This window comes from Streptococcus parasanguinis (assembly GCF_015556095.1).
Taxonomy (GTDB): Bacteria; Bacillota; Bacilli; order Lactobacillales; family Streptococcaceae; genus Streptococcus; species Streptococcus parasanguinis_Q.
Genome location: NZ_JADNLT010000006.1, coordinates 143,094 through 151,243, shown reverse-complemented (window position 1 = coordinate 151,243; position 8,150 = coordinate 143,094). Strand labels below are relative to the sequence as shown.

The window sequence follows — 8,150 nt, the reverse complement described above, 5'->3', positions numbered from 1 at the left end:
ATTAAAATAATTGTTTGTCTTAAACTCATTCTGTCACTGACAGATTTATTGTTTTTTTATTGTTCAGTTACTATAACCTTAGTTATAGCGCCCTGCACATTGGTTCGTCTTGTTCAGTTTTCAAAGGTCTTTGTCGCTCTCGCGCGACAACTATATTAGTATATCATGACCTGATCTTACTGTCAATACTTTTTCTCAAAAAATTTTATTTTTTTGAAAGTTTTCTTGAAGGTGCTAAGAAAAGCCTGTATTACAGGCTTTTCTATCCATTCAGTTCTTTGTTGATAATTAGAAATGTTTCTTCCCCGTAGCCTCTTTTGATCAAACCTGCTCTGGCCATGTCTATTAGGTCTTTTGAAAAGGATTGGATAGTTTCTTCTTCCTTTTCGCTTAGAATTTTCTTTGAATATTTCTTTCTAAGTTTTCTATAGTCCTGTTTTTCATTTTTGAGAAATGAACAATGTTCTAAATAGTTTTCCAAGTTTTCTAACTGTACAAATAGGCCGAGTTCAAAAGCTATTGGGGCAAAGGTTGTTTCTAATGGTTGAGTACAAACACTTCTAAATTCTACTGTCCCACGGGCAGTTAGATCCTGAAATTGGTAACTTCGATGTTGTTTTAGGTCTTCTTTTACAGGCTTAATGATTTTTTCATTACCATCAGCCGTATAGGCTGTGATTTCTTTTTGATCTAGATAGTCTTTTACTCGAATGGGTTTAAAATAATAGGATTGATCGTCTCTAGCTGCAGTAAAAATAGTTGTCCTAGCAAGATTATTAAAAAACTCTTCTTCGCTTTGATAGTCCTTAGGATAAATACCTACATTCTCCTTATAATAACCATGTAAGGATTCTTCCCAAAAAATATCTCTCGTAATCTTTGTATCCCAAGCCTCTGCTGAAAATTCTGAGTTTGAGAATAAGTATGCTTTGGCTGCTTCAATTTTATTAAAGGCATTAATGATGCGAAGATAGTTATCGCGCCTTACATCCAATTGAACCTGGTTTCCGCATATAAATGCTCCGTACGAAGGATAAGAGTGTGTTTTCATCCCTGTACCATTCATTGCAAGGAAAGCCATTAACATCTTGTATCGTTCGATTTTCACTGGGCTATTATCATTTTCTTGCCACAGAGGATGGATTCCGTGCCCTTGGATTTCGTGATTATTTTCTTGCAAAATCGGTTGAATAATCTTCAAATAGGCCTCAAAACGTTTGGCCACCTCATTTATAGAACGAGCTCTCTCAAATGCAAATTCAATTGTATTGTAACTCAACTCGAATAGAATACGATCTTTAGAAGAGCAGTGAATCAATTGAATAGGATTTTGATCGTCATCTATTTTTTCAACTTCAAAATCTGATAAGTTGGCTAAGGTTCGAAAAAGATTTTTCGTCACCTCTATATTTGTTTTGTTTCCATTTGTTTCTACAATCGGAAACTCTAATTCAACTCCGACAAAGAGTTCCGAATCCTCTTTCATATTACTAAGGTACTTCTCTTTTAGTAATTTAATTGCTTGTTGTTTTGTCATTGAATCCTTTTTCTTCTATTGGAGATATGGGTTTCATTATATCATTTTTTGTTATTCTCGACTACTCATGAAAAGCAAGACAAAACGCCTGCTTACGAAATTGTTTTAAATTAAAGCAATTTCGTAAACAAGCGTCTACCATTCATTCAATATGATGAGTGTTCCCGCTGGGGAAAATCCCCAGCGGTAGACCAGAGCTAGACTAAGAATAACAGTGTATTCCATCATCATAACACTCAACAAAATTGATGATATTATACCAATTCGATGATAGCCATTGGCGCAGCATCACCACGACGTGGTTCAGTTTTAAGGATACGAGTATATCCACCATTGCGCTCAGCATAACGAGGTGCTAATTCAGAGAACAATTTTTGAAGTGCAGTTGTTTCTGAGTATTTACCTGTTTCTTCATCAAAGTTTTGTGATGCAACTTCGTTACGTACGAATGCAGCAGCTTGACGACGTGCATGCAAATCACCACGTTTACCCAAAGTAATCATTTTTTCAACTGATTTACGGATTTCTTTCGCACGTGCTTCAGTTGTTACAATTGCTTCATTGATGATAAGATCTGTAGTCAAATCGCGAAGCATCGCTTTACGTTGTGAGCTAGTGCGTCCTAGTTTACGGTAAGCCATGTATTCCTCCTCTATTTATCGTTTTTTAACCCAAGGCCTAAGTCGGCAAGTTTGATTTTAACTTCTTCAAGACTCTTACGTCCCAAGTTACGAACTTTCATCATTTCTGCTTCTGATTTTTCAGTCAAATCGTAAACAGTATTAATGCCAGCACGTTTCAAACAGTTATATGAACGAACTGAAAGATCTAATTCTTCGATCGTACGTTCTAAAATGCGATCATCAGAAGTTGTATCCACTTCCTTCATAACATCTGTTGCAATAGCAATTTCAGTTAAGTTTGTGAATAGATTTAGGTGTTCTGTCAAAATACGAGCAGACAAACCTAAGGCATCTTCTGGAATGATTGTCCCATTTGTCAAAATTTCAAGGGTTAGCTTGTCAAAGCCATCGTTGCTACCAACGCGTGCTGGTTCAACTTGGTAATTGACTTTAGTCACTGGCGTATAGATTGAATCTACAGCAAGTGTTCCCACTGGTGCATCATCTTTTTTGTTTTGATCAGCTGGAACATAGCCACGTCCACTGTTTACAGTAAGCGTTGCTTTCAAAGATGCTCCTTCTCCGATTGTAAATAGATAATGATCAGGGTTTACAATTTCGATGTCACTATCAGTAAGAATATCTCCAGCAGTTACTTCTGCAGGTCCTTCTACATCAAGTTCAATAATCTTTTCGTCTTGGACGTAAGATTTAACGGCGATTCCTTTAACGTTAAGAATAATTTGCATAACGTCTTCACGGACTCCTGGAACGGTATCAAATTCGTGGAGTACACCTTCAATGTTGATTGAAGTGACAGCTGCACCTGGAAGTGAAGCCAGAAGTACACGACGAAGTGAGTTTCCAAGTGTTGTACCATAGCCACGTTCAAGTGGTTCTACGACAAACACGCCATAATCTTTGTTTTCATCAATTTTTGTTATATTTGGTTTTTCAAACTCAATCATTTGCTATACTCCCTCTTAAACGAAAAGCTGTGTAATTGTTGATGATTATACACGGCGACGTTTTGGAGGACGAGCACCATTGTGTGGTACAGGAGTTACATCGCGGATTGCAGTTACTTCAAGACCAGCAGCAGCAAGTGCACGAATAGCAGACTCACGACCTGAACCAGGACCTTTAACAGTTACTTCAACAGATTTAAGTCCGTGTTCTTGAGCAGCTTTTGCAGCAGCTTCTGATGCCATTTGAGCAGCAAATGGTGTAGATTTACGAGAACCTTTAAATCCAAGTGCACCTGCAGATGACCAAGCGATTGCGTTACCATGCACATCAGTAATCATAACAATTGTGTTGTTAAATGTAGCGTGAATATGAGCAATACCAGATTCGATATTCTTTTTCACACGACGTTTACGTGTTGGTTTAGCCAAGATTTTTACCTCCTTATTTTATTTTATTTTTTCTTACCTGCAATCGCAACAGCTTTACCTTTACGAGTGCGAGCATTGTTTTTAGTGTTTTGTCCACGAACTGGAAGTCCACGACGGTGACGGATACCACGGTATGAACCGATTTCCATCAAGCGTTTGATGTTCAAGTTTACTTCACGACGAAGGTCACCTTCAACTTTGATTGCGTCAACTTCACGACGGATAGCATCTTCTTGATCTGGTGTAAGATCGCGAACACGAATATCTTCAGAAACGCCTGCAGCAGCAAGGATTTTCTTAGATGTTGGAAGTCCGATACCGTACACATAAGTCAATGAAATTACTACACGTTTGTCATTTGGAATGTCAACTCCAGCAATACGAGCCATGTTTTCTCCTTTCTATCTTATCCTTGACGTTGTTTGTGTTTTGGATTTGCTGGGCAAATTACCATAACACGACCATTACGACGAATTACTTTACAGTATTCGCAAATTGGTTTGACCGATGGTCTTACTTTCATTTTTATCCCTCCAAGTTTTTCGATTATTTAAAGCGGTATGTGATACGTCCACGTGTCAAATCGTACGGACTCATCTCCACTGTAACACGATCTCCCGCTAAAATACGAATATAGTTTTTACGAATTTTACCAGAAACTGTTGCTAAAATCTGATGTCCATTTTCAAGTTCAACCGTAAACATAGCATTCGGCATAGTATCAACTACTTTGCCTTCTACTTCAATCACATCGTCTTTTGCCACGCAAAAGTACCTCCATAAATTTCGATTCATTCCTCTGAGCACAGAGGTAACAATTATAAGTCAGACTAACTAATTGTATCACTTGTTGTCAAATATTGCAAGTGACTAAAACGTTTTTATTTCAAATTCTCCAAGACTTTTTGGATATCTTTGAAGACGTCGTTGATGTCTTGATTTCCTTCAATATCATGGACCAATCCTTTTGCACGGTAATGAGCAAGAATTGGCTCACCTTGAGCAATATTTACATCCAAACGGCGTTTCACTGTTTCTGGTTTGTCATCTTCACGTTGGTAATAGTCTTCTTCCTTGTAGTCAGCTGGTGGGTTAAATACTTTATGGAAGGTTTCACCTGTTTCACGATGGATGATACGACCACTTAAGCGCTCGAGGAGGCAGGATGGATCCACTTCAATATTGATCACTCCTTCAAGCTCCAAACCAAGGTCTACCAAGATTTGATCCAAGGCATGAGCTTGTTCAATCGTACGAGGAAAACCGTCCAAAAGGAATCCTTTTTCCTTAATGTCGTCTTGAGCCAAACGTTCTTTTACAATTCCGTTTGTCACATCATCGGGCACCAATTCACCTTTGTCAATGAATGATTTTGCCAATACACCCATTTCAGTTTGGTTAGCCATCGCTGCGCGGAACATATCGCCGGTAGAGATATGCGCTACGTGAAACTCTTCCACGATTTTCGCTGCTTGGGTCCCCTTACCTGCTCCAGGCAACCCCATAATTAAAAGATTCATGATGAATTCTCCTTATTTTGTTTTTAAATGGAAGCAGGAGCGAATTCCTATTTCCATTTAAAAACAAAATAGAAGGCTGACAAAGTCAACCTTATTCTATTCTGTTGTTGTGTCCATAAATCCGACATATTTACGTTTTAATAAGTAGCCTTCTAATTGTTTCATTCCCTCAATACCTGTTGAAATAATGATTAACAAACTAGTTCCTCCAAGAGCAACTGCATCTGTCAAACCAAATAAATCTCGAGCCAGGATTGGAATGATGGTAATAAAGCCAAGGAATACGGATCCGACACTTGCTAAACGACGTAGCAAACGAGACATAAACTCTTCTGTCCCCTTACCAGGGCGGACGCCTGGGATATAGGCACCACTCTTTTGAAGGTTTTCTGCCGTTTTTTCAGGATTGATCTGAACAAACGTGTAGAAGAAGGTGAAGAGAATGATCAGTAAGGCATACATTGCCACACCAGTTGGTGTGTTTGTAGCCAACATGGCTTGAGCTGTTTTCACCCATCCTGCATTGTAACCCATAGCGCTAATCACTTGGAAAATCGCAGCAGGCGCTGCTGTAATCGAACTAGCGAAGATGACAGGAATAACCCCTGCTGGGTTTACTTTCAAAGGAAGGTAAGAACTTGATGGAGCTCCTTGTGCAATCTTTGTATATTGGATTGGAATCTTGTATTGTGCTTGCTCTACAAAGGTTGTAAAGTAAACAATAACCAAGACGGCAAGGATTAATACCCCAACAAAAATGAGGGAATTGGTCATTTGACCAGAACGAACATTCACAAATGCATTTTCATAGATTTCTTTAATCATCTCAGGAATTGATGACACAATCCCTGCAAAGATAATCATTGAAACACCATTACCGTAGCCTTTATCTGTGATTTGTTCTCCAAGCCAAGTCACAATCATGGAACCGGTCGTCAGAATCGCACCGATTAATAGATAGGTCTTGGTATTTGGAGTTGCGACTAATTTCGCCTGAGACAAGGTGTGGAAGGTTGCTGTAATCCCGATGGATTGAACAAAGGCTAGAACCAAAGAAATATAGCGTGTTGCTTGGTTGAGCTTTCTTCGACCAACTTCCCCTTGTTTGCCCCATTCAACAAACTTAGGCAACAGATCCATTTGCAAAAGTTGCACGACGATCGAAGCTGTAATGTATGGGCTAACCCCTAATGCGAAAACTGAGAAGTTCCTCATAGCATTCCCAGATACTAAACTGAGCATGTTCAAGAAGGACACATCTTGAAGGTTGTTCAGAATTTTCGCATTTACACCAGGTACTGTAATCGTGGTTCCAATGCGGAAAACAAGAATGATGAAGATCGTAAACAAAATCTTTGACCGAACTTGTTTTACCTTAAATGCATCTTTTAATAATTTAAAAAACATAGGTCACCTCACTTAGATGACTTCAACTGAACCACCTTTAGCAGTGATAGCTTCTTCAGCTGATTTAGAGAATTTAGCTGCTTTAACAGTCAACTTCTTAGTCAATTCTCCGTTACCAAGAATTTTGATACCTGATTTTTCAGCTTTTACAATTCCTGATTCTACAAGTACTACTGGAGTTACTTCAGCACCATCTTCAAAGGCGTTCAATTGATCAAGGTTCACAATAGCATATTCTTTAGCGTTGATGTTTGTAAATCCACGTTTTGGAAGACGACGGAACAATGGAGTTTGTCCACCTTCAAAACCAAGACGTACACCGCCACCGCTACGAGCTTTTTGACCTTTTTGACCACGGCCAGAAGTTTTACCATTACCAGATGAAGTACCACGACCAACACGGTTGCGGACTTTACGTGAACCTGTAGCAGGTTGTAATTCATGAAGTTTCATTATTTATTTTCTCCTCTTTTGTAAATTGCTAACGCATGTAATCAGGAAAAGGTGTCCTAACTACAAACTCGCCTATACTTATATTTAGTTTTAGGGGATGAGAACTTCTCATACCCCTGAAAACTTTGTTTCTATTTTAAATAGATTATTTTACTTCTTCAACTGTTACCAAGTGAGATACAGCAGTGATCATACCACGTACTGCTGGGTTATCTTCTTTGATAACAGAGCTGTTCAATTTGCCAAGTCCAAGTGCTACAACAGTTTTACGTTGTGACGGGATGCGTCCGATTGGAGACTTAGTCAAAGTAATTTTAATTTGAGCCATTTGAATCTCCTTTCTTAAGCCAAGTCAGAAACTGAAATACCACGAAGGGCAGCAACTTCATCAGCGCGTTTCAATTGTGCCAAACCGTTAACAGTTGCACGAACAATGTTGATTGGAGTGTTTGATCCAAGTGATTTAGATGTAACATCTGCAATACCTGCCAATTCGACAACGGCACGAACTGCACCACCTGCAGCAACCCCAGCCCCTTCGATAGCTGGTTTCAACAATACACGAGCTCCACCAAATACGGATGTTACTTCGTGTGGAATTGTTGTTCCAACCATAGGAACTTCGATCAAGTTTTTCTTAGCATCTTCAACAGCCTTACGGATTGCTTCTGGAACTTCTTGAGCTTTACCAGTACCAAATCCAACACGGCCATTACGGTCACCAACAACTACAAGAGCTGCAAAACGAAGACGACGTCCACCTTTAACAACTTTTGTAACACGGTTGATGGCAACTACGCGTTCTTCAAGTTCAACTGCATTATCTTTAAATGCCATTTTCTAGTGTCCTCCTATTAGAATTTCAATCCGTTTTCACGAGCTGCATCAGCCAAAGCTTTAACACGTCCGTGATATAGATATCCACCGCGGTCGAACACCACTTCAGAAATACCTTTAGCAACTGCACGTTCAGCAACAAGTTTGCCGACAACAACGGCTTGTTCAGTTTTAGTTCCTTTTGAAACTTCTTTGTCAAGAGTTGAAGCGCTTGCGAGCGTTACACCCGCTACGTCATCAATTACTTGAGCGTAGATGCCTGTATTAGAACGGAATACGTTCAAACGTGGGCGATCAGCAGTTCCAGAGAGTTTTCCGCGAACGCGACGGTGGCGTTTTTGACGGATTTTGTTTTTATCTGGTTTCGAAATCACAA

The 8,150-nt window shown here is 39.3% G+C and carries 13 protein-coding genes; all 13 read right to left on the bottom strand.

Going from position 1 to position 8,150, the window contains the following annotated elements:
- Window positions 1-262 precede the first annotated feature (262 nt).
- Window positions 263-1,537 (bottom strand): gamma-glutamylcysteine synthetase, encoded by a 1,275-nt coding sequence (locus I2E70_RS07890; protein WP_195424336.1) that lies wholly within the window; start codon window positions 1,535-1,537, stop codon window positions 263-265.
- Window positions 1,538-1,791: 254 nt separating this feature from the next.
- Window positions 1,792-2,178 carry a 50S ribosomal protein L17 gene (gene rplQ / locus I2E70_RS07885; protein WP_003002399.1) on the bottom strand — a complete coding sequence of 129 codons (387 nt, stop codon included), beginning with the start codon at window positions 2,176-2,178 and terminating at the stop codon, window positions 1,792-1,794.
- An 11-nt stretch (window positions 2,179-2,189) separates the two neighbouring features.
- On the bottom strand, window positions 2,190-3,128 hold the full coding sequence (locus tag I2E70_RS07880; protein WP_003009635.1) for a DNA-directed RNA polymerase subunit alpha: 939 nt from the start codon (window positions 3,126-3,128) through the stop codon (window positions 2,190-2,192).
- Between the two features lie 45 nt (window positions 3,129-3,173).
- The gene (gene rpsK / locus I2E70_RS07875; RefSeq protein ID WP_003002390.1) at window positions 3,174-3,557 is read right to left on the bottom strand and encodes a 30S ribosomal protein S11; all 384 of its coding nucleotides are present in this window, start codon (window positions 3,555-3,557) and stop codon (window positions 3,174-3,176) included.
- Window positions 3,558-3,580: 23 nt separating this feature from the next.
- Window positions 3,581-3,946: a 30S ribosomal protein S13 gene (rpsM, locus tag I2E70_RS07870; protein WP_003009631.1), complete on the bottom strand. Its 366-nt coding sequence runs from the start codon at window positions 3,944-3,946 to the stop codon at window positions 3,581-3,583.
- Window positions 3,947-3,963: 17 nt separating this feature from the next.
- On the bottom strand, window positions 3,964-4,080 hold the full coding sequence (gene rpmJ, locus I2E70_RS07865; RefSeq protein ID WP_001808836.1) for a 50S ribosomal protein L36: 117 nt from the start codon (window positions 4,078-4,080) through the stop codon (window positions 3,964-3,966).
- 23 nt (window positions 4,081-4,103) lie between these two features.
- Window positions 4,104-4,322, bottom strand: a complete 219-nt coding sequence (infA, locus tag I2E70_RS07860; RefSeq protein ID WP_001029883.1) for a translation initiation factor IF-1 — start codon at window positions 4,320-4,322, stop codon at window positions 4,104-4,106.
- A gap of 116 nt (window positions 4,323-4,438) precedes the next feature.
- Window positions 4,439-5,077 carry an adenylate kinase gene (locus I2E70_RS07855; protein WP_003009627.1) on the bottom strand — a complete coding sequence of 213 codons (639 nt, stop codon included), beginning with the start codon at window positions 5,075-5,077 and terminating at the stop codon, window positions 4,439-4,441.
- A gap of 96 nt (window positions 5,078-5,173) precedes the next feature.
- A complete protein-coding gene (gene secY / locus I2E70_RS07850) occupies window positions 5,174-6,484 on the bottom strand; it encodes a preprotein translocase subunit SecY (protein WP_023920186.1) in 1,311 nt (436 codons plus the stop codon).
- Between the two features lie 12 nt (window positions 6,485-6,496).
- Window positions 6,497-6,937, bottom strand: coding sequence for a 50S ribosomal protein L15 (gene rplO, locus I2E70_RS07845; protein WP_003002405.1), 441 nt, complete (start codon window positions 6,935-6,937; stop codon window positions 6,497-6,499).
- A gap of 145 nt (window positions 6,938-7,082) precedes the next feature.
- Window positions 7,083-7,265, bottom strand: a complete 183-nt coding sequence (gene rpmD / locus I2E70_RS07840; protein ID WP_002894509.1) for a 50S ribosomal protein L30 — start codon at window positions 7,263-7,265, stop codon at window positions 7,083-7,085.
- Between the two features lie 14 nt (window positions 7,266-7,279).
- On the bottom strand, window positions 7,280-7,774 hold the full coding sequence (gene rpsE, locus I2E70_RS07835; RefSeq protein ID WP_003009617.1) for a 30S ribosomal protein S5: 495 nt from the start codon (window positions 7,772-7,774) through the stop codon (window positions 7,280-7,282).
- Between the two features lie 17 nt (window positions 7,775-7,791).
- Window positions 7,792-8,148: a 50S ribosomal protein L18 gene (rplR, locus tag I2E70_RS07830; RefSeq protein ID WP_003010871.1), complete on the bottom strand. Its 357-nt coding sequence runs from the start codon at window positions 8,146-8,148 to the stop codon at window positions 7,792-7,794.
- Between the last annotated feature and the right edge of the window lie 2 nt (window positions 8,149-8,150).

What these genes read in the sequence shown, in the direction of transcription:
- rplO (WP_003002405.1), bottom strand. Translation starts at nt 6,937, where the DNA reads ATGAAACTTCATGAATTACAACCTGCTACAGGTTCACGTAAAGTCCGC.
- rpsM (WP_003009631.1), bottom strand. Translation starts at nt 3,946, where the DNA reads ATGGCTCGTATTGCTGGAGTTGACATTCCAAATGACAAACGTGTAGTA.
- rpmJ (WP_001808836.1), bottom strand. Translation starts at nt 4,080, where the DNA reads ATGAAAGTAAGACCATCGGTCAAACCAATTTGCGAATACTGTAAAGTA.
- I2E70_RS07890 (WP_195424336.1), bottom strand. Translation starts at nt 1,537, where the DNA reads ATGACAAAACAACAAGCAATTAAATTACTAAAAGAGAAGTACCTTAGT.
- rpmD (WP_002894509.1), bottom strand. Translation starts at nt 7,265, where the DNA reads ATGGCTCAAATTAAAATTACTTTGACTAAGTCTCCAATCGGACGCATC.
- rplQ (WP_003002399.1), bottom strand. Translation starts at nt 2,178, where the DNA reads ATGGCTTACCGTAAACTAGGACGCACTAGCTCACAACGTAAAGCGATG.
- I2E70_RS07855 (WP_003009627.1), bottom strand. Translation starts at nt 5,077, where the DNA reads ATGAATCTTTTAATTATGGGGTTGCCTGGAGCAGGTAAGGGGACCCAA.
- rpsE (WP_003009617.1), bottom strand. Translation starts at nt 7,774, where the DNA reads ATGGCATTTAAAGATAATGCAGTTGAACTTGAAGAACGCGTAGTTGCC.
- I2E70_RS07880 (WP_003009635.1), bottom strand. Translation starts at nt 3,128, where the DNA reads ATGATTGAGTTTGAAAAACCAAATATAACAAAAATTGATGAAAACAAA.
- secY (WP_023920186.1), bottom strand. Translation starts at nt 6,484, where the DNA reads ATGTTTTTTAAATTATTAAAAGATGCATTTAAGGTAAAACAAGTTCGG.